1 protein-coding gene is annotated in these 554 nt (G+C 60.5%); it reads right to left on the reverse strand.

Annotated elements, in window-relative coordinates; translation table 11 throughout:
- A partial coding sequence (locus IE313_RS34765; protein WP_189939382.1) for a ketoreductase domain-containing protein occupies positions 1 to 554 on the reverse strand: 554 nt, incomplete at both ends.

The raw sequence follows: 554 nt of genomic DNA on the forward strand, positions 1-554 counted from the left end.
CCCCACAACCCCCAAGCAAGAGAATGCGCAGGCAAACCCAACCCACGACGATACCTCGCCAACTCATCCAGAAAAGCATTCGCCGCCGCATAATTCGCCTGCCCCGCCGTACCCACCACACCAGCAACCGACGAGAACAAAACAAACGCCTTCAACGGCACATCACGCGTCAACTCATGCAAATACCACGCCGCATCCGCCTTCGGCCGCAACACCCCCACCACACGCTCAGCCGAAAGATTCTCCAAAACAGCATCATCCAAAACACCCGCCGCATGCACCACCCCCCGCAACTCCCCACCAATCTCCCCCACCACACCAGCCAACGCCTCACGATCCCCCACATCACACGCCACACCCCGCAACCGCACACCACCCCCCACCACACCCTCCAACCCCACCGGCACCCCACCCGAACGACTCACCAACACCACATCACAAACCCCATACCGCTCCACCAAATGCCGAACAACCAACCCACCCAACACACCAGACCCACCCGTAACCAAAACCGTCCCACCCGAACCAAAAACCAACCCAGACCCCACACCCGA

Origin of the sequence: Streptomyces sulfonofaciens, from assembly GCF_014656295.1 — a bacterium.
Classification (GTDB): Bacteria; Actinomycetota; Actinomycetes; order Streptomycetales; family Streptomycetaceae; genus Streptomyces; species Streptomyces sulfonofaciens.